19 protein-coding genes are annotated in these 20,965 nt (G+C 57.8%); 9 read left to right on the top strand and 10 right to left on the bottom strand.

The window, feature by feature from the left end; genetic code table 11:
• Window positions 1-67: 67 nt before the first annotated feature.
• The 4 genes from licT to ROR01S_RS15530 all read right to left on the bottom strand — a co-directional run bounded on the left by licT (window position 68) and on the right by ROR01S_RS15530 (window position 5,346).
• Window positions 68-907 (bottom strand): BglG family transcription antiterminator LicT, encoded by an 840-nt coding sequence (gene licT, locus ROR01S_RS15545; protein WP_004859023.1) that lies wholly within the window; start codon window positions 905-907, stop codon window positions 68-70.
• Window positions 904-2,328 carry a glycoside hydrolase family 1 protein gene (locus tag ROR01S_RS15540; RefSeq protein ID WP_004859020.1) on the bottom strand — a complete coding sequence of 475 codons (1,425 nt, stop codon included), beginning with the start codon at window positions 2,326-2,328 and terminating at the stop codon, window positions 904-906. The genes licT and ROR01S_RS15540 overlap by 4 nt, the downstream gene beginning before the upstream one ends.
• Window positions 2,325-4,205 carry a beta-glucoside-specific PTS transporter subunit IIABC gene (locus ROR01S_RS15535; protein WP_015584973.1) on the bottom strand — a complete coding sequence of 627 codons (1,881 nt, stop codon included), beginning with the start codon at window positions 4,203-4,205 and terminating at the stop codon, window positions 2,325-2,327. Before ROR01S_RS15535 ends, ROR01S_RS15540 begins: the two co-directional genes overlap by 4 nt.
• A 211-nt stretch (window positions 4,206-4,416) precedes the next feature.
• On the bottom strand, window positions 4,417-5,346 hold the full coding sequence (locus ROR01S_RS15530; protein ID WP_004859015.1) for a LysR substrate-binding domain-containing protein: 930 nt from the start codon (window positions 5,344-5,346) through the stop codon (window positions 4,417-4,419).
• A 171-nt stretch (window positions 5,347-5,517) separates the two neighbouring features.
• Here ROR01S_RS15530 and ROR01S_RS15525 point away from each other — a divergent pair, with 171 nt between their 5' ends.
• From ROR01S_RS15525 to ROR01S_RS15490, 8 genes are all read left to right on the top strand, one after another.
• The gene (locus tag ROR01S_RS15525) at window positions 5,518-6,468 is read left to right on the top strand and encodes a branched-chain amino acid ABC transporter permease (protein ID WP_015584974.1); all 951 of its coding nucleotides are present in this window, start codon (window positions 5,518-5,520) and stop codon (window positions 6,466-6,468) included.
• Window positions 6,469-6,478: 10 nt separating this feature from the next.
• Window positions 6,479-7,585, top strand: coding sequence for a branched-chain amino acid ABC transporter permease (locus tag ROR01S_RS15520; protein ID WP_064357314.1), 1,107 nt, complete (start codon window positions 6,479-6,481; stop codon window positions 7,583-7,585).
• Window positions 7,582-8,349 carry an ABC transporter ATP-binding protein gene (locus ROR01S_RS15515; RefSeq protein WP_015584976.1) on the top strand — a complete coding sequence of 256 codons (768 nt, stop codon included), beginning with the start codon at window positions 7,582-7,584 and terminating at the stop codon, window positions 8,347-8,349. The genes ROR01S_RS15520 and ROR01S_RS15515 overlap by 4 nt, the downstream gene beginning before the upstream one ends.
• A complete protein-coding gene (locus ROR01S_RS15510) occupies window positions 8,342-9,061 on the top strand; it encodes an ABC transporter ATP-binding protein (RefSeq protein ID WP_004859000.1) in 720 nt (239 codons plus the stop codon). The genes ROR01S_RS15515 and ROR01S_RS15510 overlap by 8 nt, the downstream gene beginning before the upstream one ends.
• Window positions 9,062-9,086: 25 nt before the next feature.
• On the top strand, window positions 9,087-10,244 hold the full coding sequence (locus ROR01S_RS15505; protein ID WP_004858995.1) for a branched-chain amino acid ABC transporter substrate-binding protein: 1,158 nt from the start codon (window positions 9,087-9,089) through the stop codon (window positions 10,242-10,244).
• Window positions 10,245-10,261: 17 nt separating this feature from the next.
• Entirely contained in the window at window positions 10,262-10,744 is a 483-nt protein-coding gene (locus ROR01S_RS15500) for an L-2-amino-thiazoline-4-carboxylic acid hydrolase (protein WP_004858992.1), read from the top strand.
• Window positions 10,741-11,967 (top strand): Zn-dependent hydrolase, encoded by a 1,227-nt coding sequence (locus tag ROR01S_RS15495; protein WP_044351607.1) that lies wholly within the window; start codon window positions 10,741-10,743, stop codon window positions 11,965-11,967. The genes ROR01S_RS15500 and ROR01S_RS15495 overlap by 4 nt, the downstream gene beginning before the upstream one ends.
• A gap of 304 nt (window positions 11,968-12,271) precedes the next feature.
• Entirely contained in the window at window positions 12,272-13,969 is a 1,698-nt protein-coding gene (locus ROR01S_RS15490; protein WP_032716796.1) for a GGDEF domain-containing protein, read from the top strand.
• A gap of 100 nt (window positions 13,970-14,069) precedes the next feature.
• Here the strand turns inward: ROR01S_RS15490 and ROR01S_RS15485 are convergent, their stop codons facing one another.
• Genes ROR01S_RS15485 through ROR01S_RS15475 form a run of 3 tightly spaced genes read right to left on the bottom strand, consistent with a single transcriptional unit; the run spans window position 14,070 to window position 17,553 of the window.
• Complete coding sequence (locus tag ROR01S_RS15485; protein WP_174539224.1) at window positions 14,070-15,092, bottom strand: ABC transporter permease; 1,023 nt, start codon at window positions 15,090-15,092, stop codon at window positions 14,070-14,072.
• A gap of 19 nt (window positions 15,093-15,111) precedes the next feature.
• On the bottom strand, window positions 15,112-16,596 hold the full coding sequence (locus tag ROR01S_RS15480) for a sugar ABC transporter ATP-binding protein (protein ID WP_004858981.1): 1,485 nt from the start codon (window positions 16,594-16,596) through the stop codon (window positions 15,112-15,114).
• Window positions 16,597-16,629: 33 nt separating this feature from the next.
• Window positions 16,630-17,553 carry a sugar ABC transporter substrate-binding protein gene (locus ROR01S_RS15475; RefSeq protein ID WP_004858977.1) on the bottom strand — a complete coding sequence of 308 codons (924 nt, stop codon included), beginning with the start codon at window positions 17,551-17,553 and terminating at the stop codon, window positions 16,630-16,632.
• A gap of 700 nt (window positions 17,554-18,253) precedes the next feature.
• Here ROR01S_RS15475 and ROR01S_RS15470 point away from each other — a divergent pair.
• On the top strand, window positions 18,254-18,784 hold the full coding sequence (locus ROR01S_RS15470) for a phospholipase D family nuclease (protein ID WP_004858974.1): 531 nt from the start codon (window positions 18,254-18,256) through the stop codon (window positions 18,782-18,784).
• A gap of 72 nt (window positions 18,785-18,856) precedes the next feature.
• Here ROR01S_RS15470 and ROR01S_RS15465 read toward each other — a convergent pair whose 3' ends face one another.
• The 3 genes from ROR01S_RS15465 to ROR01S_RS15455 all read right to left on the bottom strand — a co-directional run bounded on the left by ROR01S_RS15465 (window position 18,857) and on the right by ROR01S_RS15455 (window position 20,943).
• Entirely contained in the window at window positions 18,857-19,270 is a 414-nt protein-coding gene (locus ROR01S_RS15465) for a hypothetical protein (RefSeq protein WP_004858972.1), read from the bottom strand.
• Window positions 19,271-19,332: 62 nt separating this feature from the next.
• Entirely contained in the window at window positions 19,333-20,292 is a 960-nt protein-coding gene (locus ROR01S_RS15460; RefSeq protein ID WP_004858969.1) for a LysR substrate-binding domain-containing protein, read from the bottom strand.
• Window positions 20,293-20,448: 156 nt separating this feature from the next.
• Window positions 20,449-20,943, bottom strand: coding sequence for a DUF1097 domain-containing protein (locus ROR01S_RS15455; RefSeq protein ID WP_044352006.1), 495 nt, complete (start codon window positions 20,941-20,943; stop codon window positions 20,449-20,451).
• Window positions 20,944-20,965: the final 22 nt, after the last annotated feature.

Genomic DNA, 20,965 nt, shown 5'->3' with positions numbered 1-20,965 from the left:
GGTGATAGCAGAGAGGGTCTCTTGAATGGAACATCCCTGGCCTTTACCTCCCGTTAATAGAACACGCTCACGCATCCAGCCCGCTAATCCGCACCAGATGCACGGTGAGCCACAGCAGCTCGTTGCCGCCGAGGGTGATATCGAGCTGGGCCTTGACGTAATCGCGGATCCGCAGCGCGCAGCGGTAGGCCTCCGGATACTCCTTAATCACCTGCACCAGCAGAAAACTGTCCCGCGCGTCGTCCAGTTCCCCCTCCTGTAAACGCTGGAGGAAGAACTGCATATGGACCAGAAAGCGCGAGTAGTTAATCGATTCGGTGTCTATCTGCTGCTTAAAGTGGTACTGCACGAGATTAAAAATATCCTTCAGCATCTTCACCGACTGCATGGTCTGCGCCACGTCGTCACCCTCGCTCTGGCCGTTAACCAGATGAAAAGCGATATTTCCGGCCTCCTCCTCCGGCAGTTCAATCCCGTACTGCTGGCGAATAATCGTCACCGCGTCGCTGGCGACGCGGAACTGCTGCGGATAAAAACGTCTCACTTCCGGCAGCAGACGGTTTTGAATGGCGATCCCTTTGCGGCTGCGTTCGATGGCGAAGGTCAGGTGGTCGGCGAGGGTAAAGAAAATCTGCTCGCGAACCTTGCTGGCAAGCTGCATATTGGCGCGGGAAATAATCATCGCGGCCATTTCGATGACCTCGTCCGGGATGGCGGAGAGCGCCTCGAGATAGCCGCTGCGCGCGCCAAGCGCCTGGGTCACGAATCGCTTCTCTATCTTCTCCGGATCAATCTCATCCCCGGGTCTGCTGTTGAAGCCAATGCCTTTCCCCATGACGATAACCTCCCGGTCATCGTCATCCATAGAGAGCACGAGGCTATTATTGAGCACCTTCTGAACAATCATCTCTGCGACTCATCGTGGTTGCCGTTTTGCGCGATGACATCCTTATACCACCAGAAGCTGCGTTTACGGATCCTTTGCAGACGCTTCAGGTCATCCTCACCGCGATCGACATAAATAAAACCGTAGCGCTTGGCATATCCCTGATGGGTGCTGACCACGTCAATTGCCGCCCACGGGCAGTAGCCCATCAGCTCGACGCCGTCGGCAATCGCCAGGCGCATTTGCTCAATATGCGCCTGTAAGAAGGCGATGCGGTAATCGTCATTCACCGTCCCGTCATGCTCGAGCTTATCCGGCGCGCCCATGCCGTTTTCGCTAATCAGAACTGGCAGACCGTAGCGCTCGCACACTTTGCGCAGCGTCAGGCGCAGCCCCACCGGGTCGACGACCCAGCCGTAGGGGGTTTTGCCGACCCACGGGTTTTCCGCCGGGCGATAAACCCCCTCTTCGCCCAGCATAATTTGCTGGTCGCCCGCGCGAGGCGCAACGTCTGCACCGTCGCCCCGACTGGCGGCAATAGTGGCGGTGGAGTAGTAGTTAATGGCGATAAAGTCCGGCCGCCCCTGCTGCAAAATCAGCGCATCCTCTGGCTGCACTTGCGGCGCGAGGCCGCGATCCTGCATATAGGCCCACGCCAGGGCGTTGTAGCGGCCATGCACCGCCACATCCAGAAAGCTCCAGCAGCGCAGCGTCTCCCAGTTATGCGCGGCAATGGCATCCTCCGGTTTACAGCTTTCGGCGTACATCGAGGTGGTATTTATCGCCGGGCCGATACGCACTCCGGGAAACTCGCGGTGGCACAGGGCGAAGATCTGCGCCTGGGCCAGCATCATATGGTGATTTTGCTGGTACAGCGCCTTCTTGTCCGGCAGTGGGCGATCGGCGGGCACGCCAATCGCCCCGGGGTGGAGGATCATGGTGTTTTGTTCGTTAATCGTCAGCCAGAGCGGGACTTTAGCGGCAAACTCGCTGAACAGCAGCCGGGCATAGCGCACGAAGGCCTCCCCGGTGTTGCGGTTCAGCCAGCCTCCTTTGAGCTCCAGCGCCCACGGCAGGTCGAAGTGGTACAGCGTCACGATGGGGGTGATCCCGTGGCGCGTCAGGGCGTCGATCAGCCGATGATAAAAGGCCAGCCCGCCCGGATTCACCGGGCCGTCGCCGTCCGGGATCACCCGCGACCAGGCCACCGAAAAGCGGTAGGCCTTCAGCCCCATCTCCGCCATCAGCGCGACGTCTTCCTCCACGCGATGGTAGTGGTCGCTGGCGATGCGGAAGTCCGCCGTTCCCGGCGGATGGCTGAGCATATCGACCACCGACGGCCCTTTACCGTCTTCATTCCACGCGCCCTCAACCTGATAGGCCGAAGTGGACGCCCCCCACAGAAAACCATCCGGGAACCGGGCCTGCTGTTGATAAATCATGCCTGTGCCTCCTTAGCGGATTGCACCATCAGCGGTTCACCGTAATCCACCTGCGCGGCGGCGGTGAGGCGCAGAGAGTGCCGCTCATCGCCGTTGACCACAATCACCGGGGTAATCAGGTCGTACCCGGCCTGCTCGATGGCCGAAATATCGAAGCGGATCAGCGCCTGCCCGGCCTCCACGCTATCGCCCACCTTCAGCGCCGAGCTAAAGTGCTGGCCGTTAAGATTGACGGTGTCGATACCAATATGGATCAGCAGCTCAAGACCGCTGTCGCTCTGCAGGCCAACCGCGTGGCAGGAGGGCAGAAACATCATCACCTTGCCGCTAAACGGCGCGCGCAGCACCCCTTCCTGCGGACGAATCGCCACGCCCTCGCCCAGCAGACCGCCGGAAAAAACATCGTCGTTCACTTCGCTGAGCGCCACCACCTGGCCGCGCAGCGGACTTAATACTTCAAACTCGCCCTCGCTTTTCGCGCTGACCGCGGGCTGCGGCGCCTCGCTCACCTCCTCTTGCTCCTGCGGAACCTCTTTGAAGGCGATAAACCAGGTCAAGGTAAAGGTCACCACGATGGAAATCGCGCAGGTCACCAGCGCATGGACGATATTCATCGGGTTTTCGCCGATAAACGCCGGCAGCGCCGCCAGTCCCGGGGAGACAAAAGCGTAGCGTACCAGCCCGCTCACCCCGGCGTAGACCCCGGCACAGCCGCCGCCGATCATCGCGGCAATCAGCACCCGGCGGAACTTGAGCAGCACCCCGTACAGCGCCGGTTCGGTGATCCCCAGCAGCGCGGTAAAGCCCGACGAAGAGGCCAGCTGGCGCAGGTTGCTATTTTTGGTTTTCAGCGCCACGCACAGCGTCGCCGCGCCCATCGCCACGTTTGATGCCAGCATCCCCGGCCCGTTAATCATCTCGTAACCGCTTTTACTCAGCTGACCGGTGGCGATCGGCGTCATCGCCCATGCGGTACCGGTAATGATCAGGAAGGGCTGCAGGGTGCCCATCAGCATCGGGATCAACCAGCTGGCGTGGCGATCGATAGCCCCCGCCCCCGCGGCAACCAGGTCGTTAAGCAAAATGCCCGCCGGGCCGACAACCACCAGCGCCAGCGGCGCGGTAATCAGCAGAATCAGCATCGGCTTGACGAAAAACTTGATAATCGATGGCGACACTTTTTCGGCAAAACGCTCCACCCACGACATCAGCCACACGGTCAGAATGATCGGCAGCACCGACCCGGCGTAATCGGAAAGCAGGACGTTGATACCGACAAAATCGACCGCTTTACCGGCCGCCAGCATCTGGCCGATGCCGGGATGCAGCAGCACGCCCGCGAGAGTCATCGCCAGAATCGGGTTGCATTCAAACTTCAGCGACGCCCCGTAGGCCAGCAGCACCGGCAGGAAGAAGAAGGCGGCGTCGGCAATGATATTGAGCAGTTGCCAGGTCGAGCTGGTTTCGCTAATCACGCCGGTAAGCTTGAGAATGGCCAACAGCGCTTTAATCATCCCCGCGCCGGTGATCGCCGGGATCACCGGGGTAAATGTGGTCGAGATGACGCTGATAACCCGCGCAACGATGCCGGTCGGTTTGGCGTTTTTATCGCCGCCGGTCGGGCTTTTCTTCTCAGGCAGGGCCTTATTGAGCAGGCGATAAACCCGCTGCACCTCATTGCCGATAACAATCTGGAACTGGCCGCCCTTCTCCACGACGCTGATCACGCCGGGGATAGTGCCAATCTGCGCATCGTTAACCTTCGCGCGGTCGTTGAACTCCATGCGCAGCCGGGTCGCGCAATGGGTGAGCATGCGGATATTCTCCGCACCGCCCACCGCGTGGAGGATTTTGTCTGCTGTTTCGTTATAGTTCATAGTGTTCCCTGGTGTTGGGGCAAAAAAAAAGACCAAAACAGAGACGCTCCCCTTGGCGGGAGAGCATTTCTATTTTGGTCTTGCCTGCTTTCGCAGTAGCACGCCATCATAAAAATGGGTTATTTCGGCGGATTATCTAAGCGTCCCTGCGCAATGACAACGGCGACCGGACAAAAGTGTGAGCTGGATTAAGTAAATTCTTAAGTGAAGTTCATCCGAGGGCCTGCTGACGCAGCCAGCTCTGTAATAGCTTACCGTTGGGGGTCATATCGCTATCCTGACGCACGCAGAGATAGTAATCCCGGCCATCATCTATCGCCGTATCGAAGATTTTCACCAGCTCGCCGCTCTTCAGATAGGGGGCGATCAGCGGCTCGCGCATCAGCGCACAGCCCAGCCCGGCCTGCACCCCCGCCAGGGTCAGCAGGCCATCTTCAAACAGCGGCCCCGTCGAGCGCGGCGGCCGTTTAACCCCCTGCTGCACAAACCACTGGTTCCATGTCGTGCGCTCCTCGTCGTGCAGCAGCGGCATCTGCAGCAGCTGCTCCGGGGTATCGATATGCCCGTGCAGACGCAAAAAGGCCTGACTGCATACCGGCACCATTTTACCGGAAATCAGCTTTTCGCTTTGATAGCCCACCCAGTGACCGTTGCCAAAGCGAATCGACATATCGGAAGCATCGCTAAGGTAGTTGCGGTGGTTCGCGTAAACCACGTTGATTTCGGTATGCGGATTGGCGTGCACGAACGACGGCAGACGGGGAATAAACCAGCCCATGCCAAACAGCGGGATCAGGCTGATCGTCACCTGCTGGGTTTGCACCTGATCGACCAGATGTTCGGTGGCCTGGCGCAGCACGTTAAACGCCGCGCGGATCGAACGGTAATACTCCCGCCCCTGCTGGCTGAGGGTCAGCCGCCGCCCCTGGCGTTCGGTAAGCGGGATCTGCAGATAGCCTTCCAGCACCTTCAGCTGGTGGCTTACCGCCGAGGGTGAAATCGCCAGCTCCTGCGCCGCCAGGGTCACGCTGCCCAGGCGGGCGATCGCCTCGAAGGCGCGCACCGCCCGCAGCGGCGGATCGTTGGCTAACGTACTCTCAGACCAACTAACCGGCCCTTCTGACTGTTCTGTTTTTTTCATATATTGATTTTCTTAGCGTATTTCACTACTCGATGCTTTATTTAATTATATTAAAAATCATAAAGATAGTTAACAACGCATTTATCATAAGAAAGAATATATGCGTATTTTACAATTTAATTCATTTGTTGGATGGTAGCTATTATTTGAGCATCTTGTCGGAAGAACCAGTTGGACACACTCATACAACAAATCATCAACGGGGTCATGCTCGGCAGCATCTACGCCCTGATCGCGCTCGGCTACACCATGGTGTACGGCATTCTGCGCATTATTAACTTTGCCCACGGCGATATTCTGATGGTCGGCGCGTTAACCACCCTTTCCGGGATGAACGCGCTGAATGCCCATTTCCCCACTCTGCCGCCGCTGGCGCAGCTGGGGCTGGCGCTGCTGCTGGCCATGGCGGTCTGCGCCCTGCTGGCGATGGCGGTCGAGCGCTTTGCCTACCGCCGCCTGCGTAACGCTCCGCGCCTGGCGCCGCTGATCTCCGGGATCGGCGTCTCGGTACTGCTGCAAACCGTAGCGATGATCGTCTGGTCGCGCAATCCGCTGATGTTCCCGCAGATCCTGCCGATGGATCCGATCGCCGTGACCCGCGGCAGCGAAGCGCATCCTCCGGCGCTCATTACCGTCACCGGTATCGTCACCGTCACGCTGGCCCTCGCGGTAATGCTCGGCCTGTGGCTGCTGGTGGAGTACACCCGCTTAGGTCGCGGCATGCGCGCGGTGGCGGAAAATCCGCGCATCGCCACGCTGATGGGGGTGAACCCCAACGCGATTATCATCCTCACTTTCGCCATCGGCGGCGTATTCGCCGCGCTGGCTGGCGTGATGATGGCCAGCAACTACGGCAGCGCCAGCTTCTCCATGGGCTTTCTGCCCGGCATTAAAGCTTTCACCGCCGCGGTGCTCGGCGGCATCGGCAATATTCGCGGCGCGATGGTCGGCGGCCTGCTACTGGGCCTGATCGAATCCCTGGGGGCCGGCTATCTCGGCGACCTGACCAACGGCGTCTTTGGCAGCAACTACCAGGATATCTTCGCCTTTATGGTGCTGATTCTGGTGCTGGTCTTCCGCCCTGCCGGTTTACTCGGCGAACGCGTCGCGCACCGGGCCTAGGAGAAATATTATGACAACGGCACAACTCGATACACCCGTCGTCTCCCGCCGCTTCTGGTCCGGGATGACCCTGTTCGTCTGCGCGCTGCTGGTGGCGCCGATGGTCGCCAGCCAGCTCGGCGGCAACTACTGGGTGCGGGTCATCGACTTCGCCCTGCTCTACATCATGCTGGCGCTGGGGCTGAATATCGTGGTCGGCTACACCGGCCTGCTGGATATGGGCTTTATCGCCTTCTATGCCGTCGGCGCATACCTGGCCGCTCTGCTGGCCTCGCCGCATCTGCTGGAGGTGTTCCCGCTGTTAAATAACCGGTTCCCGGAGGGCCTGCACACCTCGTGGCTGGTGATTATTCCGCTTGCCGCGCTGGTGGCGGCAGGCTGCGGGATCGTGCTGGGGGCGCCGACGCTGAAGCTGCGCGGCGACTACCTGGCCATTGTCACGCTCGGTTTTGGTGAGATTATCCGCATCCTGATGCGCAACCTCGACCGCCCGGTCAACATCACCAACGGCGCAAAAGGCATTTCCGGGGTCGACTCGCTGAACCTGTTCGGGCTGAAGTTTAGCGGCGTCTATCACTGGTTTGGTTTTAAAGTCCCGGCGCTGTGGCTGTGGTACTACCTGCTGATGCTGGTGATTGTGGCGATTATTTTCGTCTGCCTGCGGCTACAGCATTCGCGCATCGGCCGCGCCTGGCACGCCATCCGCGAGGATGAAGACGTCGCCCGCGCAATGGGCATCAATCTGCGTAACTACAAACTGCTGGCTTTCGCTATCGGCGCCTCGTTCGGCGGCGTGGCGGGGGCGCTGTTCGGCGCATTTCAGGGCTTCGTTTCGCCGGAATCCTTCACGCTACAGGAGTCAATTGCGGTACTGGCGATGGTGGTGCTGGGCGGGATGGGTCATATCCCCGGGGTGATCCTCGGCGCGGTGCTGCTGACCGCGCTGCCAGAGCTGCTGCGCAGCCAGGCGGCGCCGCTGCAGCAGGCGCTGTTTGGCGAAGTGCTGATTGACCCGGAAGTGCTGCGCCAGCTGTTCTACGGCCTGGCGCTGGTGCTGGTCATGCTCCTGCGCCCTCAGGGCATCTGGCCCGCGCGTCATCAGGGAGTCAAAGCATGAGTCTGTTAAGCGTACGCCACATGTCAAAACGCTTTGGTGGCCTGACGGCGGTCGATGACGTATCGCTGACCATTAATGAAGGTGAAATCTACGGCCTGATCGGCCCCAACGGCGCGGGGAAAACCACCTGCTTTAACCTGATTACCGGGCTGTACCCGGCGGACAGCGGCGAGTTCGCTATCGCCGGTGAGCCCTACTTCCCGAAGAATATCGAGAAAGTCACCGCCGCCGGCATCGCCCGCACCTTCCAGAACGTGCGGCTGTTTAACCAGATGTCGGTACTGGAGAACGTGATGGTCGGCCGCCACGTGCGCACCCGCAACGGTCTGTGGGCCGCGCTTACCCGCCATAAACGCGCCCGCGCCGAAGAGGCGCAGACCCGCGAGCTGGCATGGCACTGGCTGGACTACACCGGCATTGCGCAGTTCGCCCACTACCGCGCCTGCGACCTCGCTTACGGCCACCAGCGGCGGCTGGAGATTGCCCGTGCGCTGGCTACCGATCCGCGCCTGCTGGCGCTGGATGAACCGGCGGCCGGGATGAACGCCGCCGAGAAGATGGCGCTGGGCGAACTGCTGCTGCGCATTCGCGATGACGGCAGAACGCTGCTGATGATTGAGCATGACGTCAAGCTGGTGATGGGGATCTGCGATCGCCTGATGGTGCTGGATTACGGCAAAACATTAACCAGCGGCACGCCGGAGACCGTGCGCCGCGATCCGGCGGTGATTGCCGCCTGGCTGGGAGGCAATGTCCATGTCTGATCTGTTAACCGTAACCGGCCTCAGCGTGCACTACGGCGGCATCCAGGCGGTACGCGACGTCTCATTCAGCGTTAAAGCGGGTGAGCAGACGACGTTGATCGGCGCCAACGGCGCGGGAAAAAGCTCCACCGTCCGCGCCATTACCGGGCTGGAACCCTTTAGCGGCGAGATTATTTTCAACGGTCAACCGGTTCGTCGACGCAAAGCGGAGTCGCTGCTGCGCGAAGGGCTGGTGATGGTACCGGAAGGCCGCGGCATCTTTACCCGCATGACGGTACTGGAAAACCTGCAGATGGGCGCCTGGCTGCGTCGTGATAGCGCGGCGGTCCGACAGGAGATGGACGAGATCTTCGCCAACTTCCCGCGCCTCGCCGAACGCCAGCACCAGCTGGCCGGGCTGCTCTCCGGTGGCGAACAGCAGCTGCTGGCGCTCAACCGCGCCCTGCTCAGCCAGCCGCGCCTGCTGATCCTCGATGAGCCCTCGATGGGGCTGGCGCCGCTGATGGTCGAGAACGTTTTCCGCGTGATCGCCACTCTCCGTCAGCGCGGCGTGGCGCTGCTGCTGATTGAGCAGAACGCGCGTCTGGCGCTGGAGGCCACCGACAGCGCGTGGGTGATGGACAGCGGCAGCATTGTGGAACGTGGTGCCTCGCAGGCGCTGCTGGCCGACGACCGTATCGCACAGATTTATTTGGGCGAAGTGCCCGCATAACACTAACCAGCATCAGGGAAAAACAATGAAAACAGTCAAAATCAGTGCGCTCAGCGCCGCTATTCTGCTCAGTGGCTTTGCCTCATCCGCCGCATGGTCTGCGGCCAGCGAAACCGTGATTATCGGCCTGGCGGGCCCGCTGACCGGCCCTTCCGCGCGTATCGGCAAGGATCTCGAAAACGGCGCGCAGCTGGCGATTGACGATATCAACAAGCAACACCCGACCATCGGCGGCAAGGCGGTAACCTTTAAACTGCAATCTGAAGACGATCAGTCCGACCCGCGTACCGCCGTTGCCGTCGCTCAGCGTCTGGTGGATAGCGGCGTCGCCGGCGTCGTCGGCCACTGGAACACCGGCACCAGCATTCCCGCCGCACGGGTTTACCACGATGCCGGCATCGCCCAGGTCGCGCCGGTCGCTACCGGACACGCCTATACCAGACAGGGTTTCGACACCAGCTTCCGCGTGATGGGCCACGACGATGACGGCGGCCAGTTTGCCGGGCAGTACGCGGTACAAACCCTGAAGGCCAAACGCATCGCGGTGATCGATGACCGTACCGCTTTTGGTCAGGGGCTGGCGGACGAGTTTATTAAGTCGCTGGACGCGCAGGGGATCAAAATCGTCGATCGCCAGTATGTTGACGACAAAACGGTGGACTTCAGCGCCGTACTGACCGCCATCCGCAGTAAAAATGCCGATCTGATTTTCTTCGGCGGCGTCGATAGCCAGGCCGCTCCGCTGGCGCGTCGTATCAAACAGCTGGGCATGAACGCCACCCTGATGGGCGCCGGCGGTTTCGTCAGCCAGACCTTCCTGCAGCTGGCGCAAAAAGAGGGTGACGGCGTGGTGGCGCTGGAGCCGGGACTGCCGGTTGAACAGATGCCGGGCGGCAAAGCCTTTGAGCAGGCCTACCAGGCGCGCTATCACACCCATATCGAGCTGCACGCGCCGTTCGCCTATGACGCCACCCGCGTGCTGGTGGCGGCGATGGAAAAAGCTGACTCCGTCGACCCGGCCAACTATCTGCCCGCGCTACGCGCCATTAACTACTCCGGGGTCACCGGACACATCGCCTTTGATAAAGAGGGCAACCTGAAATCGCCAACCTTTACCGTCTACAAAGTCGTCGACGGCAAATGGCAGCCGCAAACCGTACTCGGCGGCGCAACAACGAAGTAACGCAGTGAGGCAATGTGATGAGTGATAATAATGAGCTGGGCATTCTCGCCCGCCGCAAAATTGAAGCCGAAATTATTAAGCCGATTTACGACATCCTGGTGCGCGAGATAGGTAAAGCTCGTGCCCAGGCGGTCATCGGCGAAGCCATTGAAAACGCCGCGATTGAGGCGGGAAAAACGTTTGCCCGCCAGGAGCCGAACGGCGCGAACATCCAGAGCTTTGTCGCCCTGCAATATCTGTGGGAAAAGGACAATGCCCTGGAGGTCAAGGTGCTGGACGCCGATGACCAGCAGTATAACTACAACGTCAACCGCTGCCGCTACGCCGAGATGTACCACGAGATGGGCCTCGGCGAGATTGGCCACCTGCTCTCCTGCGCCCGCGACGACAAGTTTATCGTCGGCTACGCGCCGGAGGTGGAGCTGACCCGCACCACCACCATCATGCAGGGCGGAAAGTGCTGCGACTTCCGCTATCGCGTGAAGAAGGACAAGCCATGATAGCCATCAACGCTGAACGTCTGTGGTCAACCCTCAACGAGATGGCGAGGATTGGGGCGACGCCGGCCGGCGGCGTCACCCGGCTGACGCTGAGCGACGAGGACCGCCAGGCGCGCGACCTGCTGCGCCAGTGGGCACAAGAAGCCGGTTTTCCCTGCGCAGTCGATAGCATGGGCAATATGTTTATCCGCCGCGCCGGAAAAAATCCGCAGCTGGCCCCGGTATTGACCGGTTCGCACGTCGATTCGCAGCCGCTCGGCGGCCGCTATGACGGGATTTACGGCGTGCTCGCCGGGCTGGAGGCGCTACGCACGCTGAACGAACGCGGCATTGAGACCGAACGCGATATCGTGCTGGTGAACTGGACCAATGAAGAAGGGGCGCGCTTTGCCCCGGCGATGCTGGCATCCGGCGTCTGGGCCGGGCAGTTCAGCGAAGCTTTCGCGCTGGCCCGCAAAGATCGCGACGGCATCAGCGTCGGCGCGGCACTGGAGGCGATCGGCTACCGCGGCGAGCGTCCGACCGCCGCGTTCCCGGTTCATGCCTGTTATGAGGTGCATATCGAACAGGGACCGATTCTGGAAGAAGAAGACGTTGATATCGGCCTCGTCCACGCGGCAATGGGCCAGCGCTGGTTCAACGTCACGCTGGAGGGCTTTTCCGCCCACGCCGGCACCACGCCGATGGGCAGCCGCCGCGATGCATTGACCGCTTTCGCCGAGCTGGCGCTGGCGGTGGAGCAAATCGGGATCGCCCACAACCCCGACGGACGGGCGACCATCGGCATGGCGCAGGTGATACCGGGTTCGCGCAACGTGGTGCCGGGGCGCGTCGAATGCAGCGTGGAATTCCGCCATCCGCAAAGCAGCGCGCTGGAGGCAATGGAACAGGCGTTGCGTCACGCTGCCGACACGCTGGCCAGACGCGGGGTGCAGGCGCAGATCGAGCGCATTTTTGACTACGCGCCAATCGCCTTCAACGCCCAGTGTCTGGCGCGCAGCGAGCAGGCGGTTCAGATGCTCGGCTACAGCGCCAGACGCATGGTCTCCGGCGCCGGCCACGATACCTGCTATATCAGCAAGGTCGCGCCCGCCAGCATGATTTTCATCCCCTGCGAGAAGGGAATTAGCCATAACGAGGCGGAGAATATTCTGCCCACGTGGGCAGAAAAAGGGGCCAACGTACTGCTGCATAGCGTACTGCTCGCCGCCAGGGAAAAGTAAGCGCCCTTCTGCTGATCGTTCTGGCGCCGCGCGGTGCCAGAACGACAGCTCACCGCCGTGACGGTACGCCAGCTCCTTCCGGGAAGGAGATAACTGCAGGCATAACCAAATTAAAACAATATCTTAGATTGTTTACCCGCTCGGACAAAAAGCCATTTATTTGTGGATTATCTGCTAAAATCAGCCAATAGATCGCATAGAGCAGGCAGGTATGCGGACATAACGGCATGACATTCCGTTGTATTTCAGTTCAATTCAATGATTTTCGAATCGCTTCTTTTTTACTGCTGACGCCCGGGTACGTGTGAAAACGAAAAAGAGATCCTCAGCATCGTCCAATATTCTCCGCTATATCTGGGGATCCGCGCTGGCGACGATTTTTTTAACCACCATTCTCTCCTTCTGGCTGCTTTCCGGCTCGTGGGGAACGTGGAAAAGCGCGCATAACAATGTTACCCAGTTCGATATTTTCTACCGGGTACTGCAGGTCTCTAATGACCTGGCCGGTGAGCGCGCCTTCGTTAACGAGCTGATATTAAGCTCGCCTGAGGAGAAAGAGTCACGCTGGCAGGCGCTGGTCGCCCATCGCGACATCACCGACCGCGACATGCAAAAGATCCCGAAAAACCTGCTCTCTCCGGCGCTGATGGGCGAAATGATGCAGCAGCTGGAGCGTTCCCGTCGTATTGCCGACCGCTTTCGCACCCAGGTGCTGAGCGACCCGCAGTCCGCAGATTTGGCCATTCACGATATGGTGGTGGCAACGGATTTCTATCATAAGGCGCTGTTCGAGCGCACCACCGAGTTTCTGCTGCTGGAGCCCAGCGCGCTGGGTCCGATTCTGCGCGCGCAGGCGCTGGGCGAGCTGCGCGATGCAACGGGTCGACTCGGTTCTCAGGTGCTGATTCCGCTGGCCACACACACCCCGATTCCGCGGGCCAACCGGGAAGGATTGATTCGCGGTATCGAACGGATCAATACCGCGTGGTGGCTGCTGCAAACGCAGGGCAATGAGGCCACCTATCTTCCCCACTTCCAGAAAACGCTGGAAAACACGCGCCGGGACTTTGAACATCAGGGCATTGCGTTAATCAATCAGTTAAGCGCTGAGAGCGACAGCGGTAAGCCCTATAGCGTGAGCGCCGAACAGTTTGCCGTCGATTATCACGCCAGCCTCAGTTCGTTTGATGATCTCCTCAATACCTATATGAACGGAGTAAAGGAGCACTACACCGCCGCCGAACATCGGGCCTTAGAGAATTTCCTGCTACGGCTGGTGGTGCTTGGGCTGGTGTATACCCTGACCATTGCGATGATTTTCTATATTCGCTCTCGCGTTTTACGCCCCATTCTGCGCTTAAATGAGCTCGCCGCGGCGCTGATTGCCGGAAAACAACTCCACGTCCAAATCGATGACGATACGGCAGAAGAGGTGCAGAGCCTGTTTTCATCCCTCGGGACCCTCGGGAAAAAACTCCGTGAAGATGCCCGCATCAGCCGCCAGTACCAGCGCCAGTCGGAAGAGGATCCGCTGACCCATCTGTTTAATCGCCGGGCATTTAACGCCCGGGCTGATGCGCTATTAAGTCAGTCCAGCAAGGCGCTTCCGGCCTGGTTAGTGATGCTCGACGTTGACCGCTTTAAGTCGATAAACGATAACTGGGGACACCCGATGGGTGACGAGGTGCTGGTTGCCCTGGCCAAAACCCTGAGTAAGTTGAGCCGCCCGGAAGACGTGGTGGGGCGCCTCGGCGGAGAAGAGTTCGCGGTCCTGTTTCTGGCCGCTTCGTCAGACGAAGTCGCCAGCTATACCGCGAGGATTCAGCAGGAAATCCGCAAGCTGACCCTCCATACGACCGGCGATATCACCTTTAAGATCACCGCCAGTTTCGGGGTAGCTAAAGGCTGGCAGTGCCCGCTGCAAGAGCTGATGTCGCGGGCCGACAGGGAGCTGTATAACGCCAAGAACAGCGGGCGTGACCGGATTTGCGGCCTCTCCTGAGCGCACCGGCGCCTGCGTGCCTTGCCATTTTAATCGTCCCCCGGTTTAACAGCGCGAAGAGATACCCCTGATATCACCTCAGGGCTATCTCTACATTCGCTTAGTGCTTCTTACGGTTACGGCGCATGTCTATCGTCACCGCCGCAACAATAATAATCCCTTTGATAATATCCTGAACGTAAGCGTCGACGCCGACGAAGGTGAAGCCGCTTTTGATTAAGCCGAGAATCATCGCCCCAATCAGGGTGCCGGTGATGCGGCCGACGCCGCCCATCAGGCTGCTGCCGCCGATAACGGCCGCGGCGATAGCGTCCAGTTCGTAGGACATCCCCATACTGGACTGCCCGCTGCTGACGCGCGCCGCCAGCACAACCCCGGCCAGCCCCGACAGCGCGCCGGCGATGGTGTAGACGATAACCAGATACTTATTCACATTGATGCCGGATACTTTTGCCGAGGTCATGTTGCCGCCGATGGCGTAAACATATTTACCGTAGCGGGTGTGTTTCAGCGCGATGTGAAACAGAGCGGCAATCACGAAGAAAATAATCACCGGCATCGCCCCCTGACCAATCGACGTAAAGCTATCGGACAAGAAACTGATGGGATTTCCCTGGGTGTAATATTGCGCCAGACCGCGGGCAGAGACCATCATCCCGAGAGTGGCGATAAACGGCGGAATCCCGGTACGGGTGACCAAAAAGCCGTTGGTTAATCCACAGATCAGCCCGACGCCAATCCCGGCGCAAATGGGAATGACCGCCGGTAGGTTAACCAGTGACGGGAACATCGGCGACAGGCTATCCGAGGTTTGTGCCAGGCTTGCCGCCACCACGGCAGCAAGGGCAATGACCGAGCCGGAGGAGAGGTCAATCCCGGTAGTGATAATGACCTGCGTGACGCCGACGGCGATAATCCCGATAATGGCGACCTGCAGGACAATCAACACCAGGCGGTTGGTGTTCATCAGGAAAGACTGGTCGCGGACAAACCAGCCGGCAACTTCAAAGGTCAGGGCGATGACCACCATAACAATAAAGATACCGGTATCTTTCGGTAATTTATGCCGTAAATTACCAAGGAAAGAGGATCGCGCATTTGCAGCTGTTGCGGTCAGTTTCATATTGCTCATTCTCTACACCTCAGTGGGATGCCAACGACAAAATGGTTTCCTGATCGGCCTCGTCTTTGTCGAGGATGCCGGTAATACGTCCTTCGTGCATGACCATAACGCGATCGCTCATGCCCAGAATTTCCGGCAGTTCAGAAGAGACCATAATCACCGCAACGCCGCGATTCGCCAGTTCGCTAATCAGGTGATAAATTTCAGCTTTCGCCCCCACGTCAATCCCGCGGGTTGGCTCATCAAGAATTAATATTTTGGGCTGCGCTAAAAGCCAGCGGGCAATTAAGACCTTTTGCTGATTACCGCCGCTCAGGTTATTAATAATCTGATCCATGGTCGGGGTTTTAATATTCAGACGACGGATCTGTTCCATGCAGTCTTGCGCCATCTTCATATGTTTGACAAACCCGCTCTTGCCGATATATTCCGGCATATTGACGATACTCATGTTTTCCATCACCGAGAGCACGAGGAACAGTCCGGACTTTTTGCGGTCTTCGGTCAGCAGCGCCATCCCTTTTTCGATGGCCACGGAAGGCGAGTCGATGATCACCGGCTGGCCGTCAATCAACACTTCGCCACTGTCAAAGCGCTCCATCCCGAACAGGCTCTCCATCACTTCACTGCGCCCGGCGCCAACCAGACCCGCAACGCCGAGAATTTCGCCACGGCGGACGCTGAAATTCACCTCCTCAAAATAGCCTTTGCGCGACAGATTGCGGACCGTCAGCACCTCTTCGCCAATGGTATTATTGAATTTCGGGAACAGCTGAGTTAATTCGCGGCCCACCATCTGGGTAATAAGCGACTGACGGGTAAATTCGCCCGTCTGCCGGCTGCCCACCCAGGTCCCGTCGCGAAAGACGCTAATTTCATCGGTAATCGCGAAAATCTCATCCATCTTGTGGCTGATATAAATAATGGCTTTACCCTGTTCGCGTAAATCGCGAATGATGGTGAACAGGTGGGCCACTTCACTTTCCGTCAGCGCCGAGGTGGGTTCATCCATAATGACAATATCCGCGTTCCACGATACCGCTTTGGCTATTTCCACCATTTGCTGGGCGGCAATGCTGAGCTCGCCCACCAGCCGGTCGGCGGATAAACGGATATTCAGTTTATTGAGCAGTGTCTGCGTCTGGCGGGCCAACTGTCGATGGTCGACAAAGCCGTATTTCATCGGCTCGCGCCCCAGCCAGATATTTTCTGCCACCGTCATATGCGGCACCAGATTCAGCTCCTGGTGGATCATGGAGATCCCCGCGCGCAGCGCATCCATCGTATCCTGGAACTGCACCGGTTCGCCCTTCACCCGGATCGCGCCCTTATCGGGACGGTAAATCCCGATAAGGCACTTCATTAACGTCGACTTTCCCGCACCATTCTCCCCCATCAGGGCGTGCACCGTCCCCGGGCGCACGCGTAATGAGACATTATCGAGCGCCTTCACGCCAGGAAAGAACTTACTGATACCTTCGGCTTCAAGTGCAAAAGCGTTCATACCTCCCCCTCCGTACCACTGAGCCAGAAATGATTATTTTTGATTACGGCTGACAAATTCAGACATATTCTCTTTGGTAATCAGCTGGTAAGGGACATCGATGACTTTTTCGACTTTTTCCCCGTTCGCCAGTTTGACGGCTGCATCCACCGCCCCTTCCCCCTGGCCTTTAGCATCCTGGAAAATGGTGGCGATCATCTTGCCGTTTTTCAGCATCTGCAGTGCGTCAGGGGTCCCATCGACGCCGGCAATCAGAATGTGCTTCGGATTGCTCCCCAGCGCCTGCAGCGCGCCAATCGCCATTTCATCGTTATTGGAGGCGATCGCCTGAATATCTTCCCCACTGGTCATCCAGTTACTCACCACATCTACGGCATCGTTACGCATGAATTTCGCCGTTTGCTTCTGAACGATCTTGATATCCGGGTATTTCGCAACCACCTCTTCTACGCCTTTGGTACGATCGCGAGTTGATTCGTTCGCCAGGTCGCCCAGCAGAATCGCCACGTTGCCTTTGCCGTTCATCGCCTTCGCCAGCGCTTCCATCTGCAGACGGCCGGCCAGCACCGAATCCGAACCGACGTAGGCCATTTTGTCGGTCAGCGTAATCTGCGGACGGCGGTTAACGAAGACCAGCGGAATGCCGGCTTTGGTCGCCTGATCGATAATCGGCTTCACGGCGTTGGTATCGACCGGGTTGACGATGATGGCATCGACGCCCTGACCAATAAAGTTCTGCACCTGCTGCAGCTGCTGCGCGACATCACCCTTGGCATCCTCTACCTGCGACTTCACCCCCTCTTTTTGCATCTCTTTTTGCATGGCGGTACGCAGGATAGTCAGGAAGTTATCGTCGAAAAGCGCCATGGAAACGCCGACGGAGAGATCTTTTGCCATCACCGCAGCGGGCAACATACAGACTAACAAAGAGGCAACAATCGTTTTCTTGATGTTCATAGTTGTTCCTTGGGGTTCAGTGATATGCCAGTTCATTGAGATGAAATGAAAGATTCATTTCGTAAATGCGTGTTGCTGATACCTGCCGGATCGCCAGCCAGAAGTTTCACTTCTGAGCGCGCTGTTTTTGCACATGTTTATCAGAACCACCTAATTCAGTGGTTTTTTAGTGAATTATTAAAACAGCAGTTCATAAAACATACGATTTATCACCCGGAAAATTTCAGACGTTTTATTTCATTAACAACACATATGAAACTTTTATAATTAAATAACTGAAATGAAAATTTTAAAACCGTCTGATAACAGAACTTTGACAGATATCTAACATTGCGGCATAAACGCGCAAAAAATGAGAGGCGCCCAGCAGTTTGCAGACAAGTCACAGGCCCGCCGCTGGCAATCCGCCAGAGAAGATTTTCCGCCTAAAGAAGAGGGGGATTTGAAACGTCAGCGATCCTTTCAGGAGGGCCGTTACAAATTGATCCGATTTTCACTCCCGTCATGATGAGAGGAAAAGAGCGCCCGCTTTGTCATCCGCTGCCGGTATCAGGCTAACGGTTTCAACATGTTAGCGTGATGACCACGCTCACCTGGCTCGCACACGCCGCCGTGTACCGCCCGGCAGGTCTATTCCCATGACCATCGCAGGGGCATAGACTGCTCACATCTTTCATCGTGCCCCGCAAGGCAACCCGATATGTCGCGTCTCCTTTCGCTGAAATTCGCCCTTCCGGCGCTCGCACTTTCCTTCTCTTCGCAGGTTGCGGCGGCGCCCGATATAGAGGTAGGTTTTTCCCCCGAAGGCTCTGCCCGCCAACTGGTATTAGAGACCATTAATCAGGCGCAAACCTCGATCCAGATGATTGCCTACTCTTTTCAGGCGCCTGATATTGCGCGGGCGCTTGTCGCCGCCCATGACCGCGGCGTCAAGGTGCAAATCGTGGTCGATAAAAGACGCAACGCGGTGGAAGCCAGCCAAAAGATAATGAAGTATGTTGCGGAGCACGGGGTGGCATTACGTATTGATGGCCACTATCACATCCAACACGATAAGACGATTATTGCCGATGGGGCGACGGTTGAAACCGGGTCATTTAACTATGCTCCGTCCGCCGAAACAAAAAATAGTGAAAACGTCGTGGTGATACGTCATCAGAAAGCCGTGGCCTGCCAGTATATCGCCCACTGGCAGTCGAGATGGGAGCTGGGTGTCCCTTATGCGGGGTAAATACGCGTAAAAAACGCCGTCTTCACCCGGCCCGCGGCGCAGCGTGAAGACGGCGGTTGCATACTGGAAAAGTCAGTCCGTGACTTTCAAGGCCAGCTCATAGGCACTGGTTTTTCCTTCATCGCGCGCGCCGCCCATCTGATACACGCGGACGGTATATTTTCCGTTGGTTTCGAGACGCTGCTCAAAAGCACCTTCTGTCATCGAGCCATTAAAAATGGTTTCGTTCGCGGGGTTGATCACGTTGAAATAAGGATGGGGCCATTTGCTCTTCATGGTGACGTGCATTAGCTGACCAGCTTTCGCCACCAGCGTGTAATCTTTCACATCGGCGCCGCTCAGGGCATTTTTAATGGTGGTTCCGCTGGTACCTTTATCGAAATGAACCGGGATTGTATTTATCTTATAACCCGCCATGACAGATAATGGTGCGAATAAACAACCAGCGCAGATCAAGCTACCAACAATTAACTTTAAATTTTTCATTTAATTAACACCTTATGTTTTTATATCTGGTGTTATAACACATAAGGTATTCCAGAAAAATTTCAGGAAATAGATTGAAACGATTTCATCGTCGTCTCGCGGTGAAGTAAATCGCTATAGATAGCAGTTAATATCCCACCGGGGCGAAACTCTTTCTTTATCCACTGCGTCACCTGCCCACTGGCCGCATGCTGGGTCGCCAGCAGCATTCCTGAATCCTGGCGCGGGTTATGAATCTGGCGGGTAATCAGCCGGTTTTCCGCCATGGCCTCACGAACCATATAATCCGGCAGAAAACCAATGCCTTCACCGAGGATCTGGCACTGGCATTTGGTATTAAAGTCCGGCACCAGAATCGCCTCCTGCCCGTGCAGTAACCAACCCACTTTCTTATTAATGGTGCTGGCGGTGTCCTCCACCATAATATTGGGGTAAAGCCGTAGCTGGCTTTCCGCTATGGGTTCCGGCATAAACGCCAGCGGATGATCCGGGGCAATGGCGAAGACCCAACGAATGGCACCAATTTCAGTGTAGTCAATGCCGCCGCCGTCGAGCAGCGTATCCGGCGCGCCAATCGCGATATTAGCCTGCTGATTAATTATCGCATCCCAGACGCCGTTATACACCTCCGTGGTAACGGTAATCTGGCAGGTTGGAAACTGTTTTTTGAGCACCTGCAACAGACGCGCCGTGTGCCGCGGCGTATAAAGCAGCTGGTTGATGCAGATACGGACCCGGGCCTCAATCCCCTGGGCTATGGTATCTATGCTGCGCTTGATGGCATGGAAATCATTGAGCAAATCCGTGGCCTTACGGAAAAGATAGTAGCCGGACTCGGTCAGCTCGATGCTACGGGTATTACGGGTAAACAGCACCACGTCCAGCCCCGTCTCCATGCGCTTGATGGTGTAGCTGATGGCTGATGTCGTCAGCCCCAGCTCGTCTGCGGCTTTGCTGAAACTGCCAAAGCGCGCCGCCGTGGTAAACGCCAGCAGATTTTCTTCAGTAAAAATTGAGTTCATTGGCCCGCTCCTGCTTTCGTCAACCGCTCATTAGCCCCACTCTGCAATCGACTCTATTTCCTGTCCCTGCCATCGGGCAATCATTTTTGAATATCTTTTAACACCATGCGAATTGTCGGCCCGCGCGGGCCGCGAAATTCTCCGCGGCGTCATGGTTCAGCGCGAGCTTTTTGAGGTTGCCTCGCTCAGTTTACGACCGGTATATTCGGAAATCAGCCCCACGCCGTTGCCGGCCAAAAAACCCAGCAGCGTCACCGGCCAGTTCATCCCGGAGGCGAAAAACAGCGTCATGCCAAGAAAGCCGCCGGGAATAAACGCGGTGAGGGAAAAGCGCCCCTGCCAGACAATCACCGCGGAGAACGGCACCGTGGTGATAACGCTGGCCCAGAAGGATGATATCCCGGTGGCGGCAGTCAGCCCACCCGCGGCCATCGCCGCCAGAAATGCCCACGCGGCGCCGGTGTAGTTGACAAAAAGACTCTTCACAAACCCCTCTTTACCGCCGCCTGCCGCATAAAAACTGCAAAAGGCGACAAAGCCGATCGTGCCAAGCAATCCCCAGCGCGGATCAAGCCCAACCTGCGAGGAGATCAGCTGCCAGATCCCGGCACAAATGCCGACAGTAATCCCCGTTGCGGTGAGTCCGTTCATCTCTTCCCCCTCGTGATAGTGG

It is taken from the genome of Klebsiella ornithinolytica NBRC 105727 = ATCC 31898 (assembly GCF_001598295.1).
In the GTDB taxonomy this organism is placed as follows: Bacteria; Pseudomonadota; Gammaproteobacteria; order Enterobacterales; family Enterobacteriaceae; genus Klebsiella; species Klebsiella ornithinolytica.
The sequence above is the reverse complement of the archived record's forward strand: the minus strand, read 5'-3'. Positions and strand labels throughout refer to the sequence as shown.